At 60.9% G+C, this 995-nt stretch carries 2 protein-coding genes; one reads left to right on the forward strand and one right to left on the reverse strand.

Annotated elements, in window-relative coordinates:
* The coding region (locus EOA60_RS34625; RefSeq protein ID WP_164899847.1) for a hypothetical protein at positions 1-362 on the reverse strand (362 nt) is incomplete at its 3' end.
* A gap of 228 nt (positions 363-590) precedes the next feature.
* Between EOA60_RS34625 and EOA60_RS34630 the strand changes: the two genes are divergently transcribed.
* Positions 591-995: transposase (locus EOA60_RS34630; RefSeq protein WP_164748584.1), on the forward strand; the 405-nt coding region annotated here is incomplete at its 3' end.

A 995-nucleotide genomic window follows, 5' to 3' on the forward strand; every position in this document is an offset into this window, starting at 1 on the left:
AGCTTCGCCAGTACATCGGACCCCGGCGATGCCGCCGGCGCAATTGTCCTGCAGTCCACCGAGGAGCTTTCAAACTCCATAGTAGGGAGCAGCCGAACGTCGAGATCGAATTCTTCGGTGTGCCGGACGGCGTGGCAGAAACGCCAGAAGTGGCGCTGAGATGCCATGGTATTGTCAGGCCGCGCCCAGGTCAGCAAAGTGTCCCTGAGAGAGGCCTCGACCTCGGCGCCTGCACCCGCGATCTGCGCCCGCCGGAGATAGGCGTCGAGCACCACCGCCGAGCTCTCCGATCTAGTAGGTTCTGAACGTTTAAGGATGGCGAAAAGGCGCTCATCGTCGTAGGTAGGCTGCGATTGCAGCATCCCTGTTCCGTCGCCGCTAGTGGACGTTTCAAGCCATTTCATCATAGTTGTCGTGTAATGCACATCATTACATTACGCAAGTCCTTTTTGATCGCCAAGCTCTCCATTGCGAACAAAACAGATGGGGTGATTGGGGTCTCTGCCGAGCCCGGGTGAGGGCGGCTGCTCCTGTCGAGATGTGAGAACGTGGTCGATGTGATTCGCCACAAGCATCGGAGAGGAGCAGCCATGAAGTACTTTGCCGGACTTGACGTGTCTTTGGAAGAGACTGCGATTTGCGTGGTCGACGAGAGCGGCCGGATCGTCAAGGAAACGCGTGTGGCGAGCGAGCCGGAGGCGTTGAGCAGGGCGCTGCGCGAAGTCGGGCTTCCGCTGGAGCGCATCGGGCTGGAAGCGTGCTCGCTGACGGCCTGGCTTCACGACGGATTGCACGCCGAAGGCCTGCCGGCGATCTGCATCGAGACGCGGGCTGCCAATGCTGCGATGAAGACGATGCCGAAAAAAACCGATCGCAACGACGCCCGCGCGCTTGCGCAGATCATGCGCACCGGCTGGTATCGGCAGGTGCATGTGAAGAGCCGGCAATGCCGTCTGTGGCGCTCCCTCCTGGTCGCCCGCCGCACGGTGCTGAAC

The organism is Mesorhizobium sp. M1A.F.Ca.IN.020.06.1.1, assembly GCF_004023265.1.
Classification (GTDB): domain Bacteria; phylum Pseudomonadota; class Alphaproteobacteria; order Rhizobiales; family Rhizobiaceae; genus Mesorhizobium.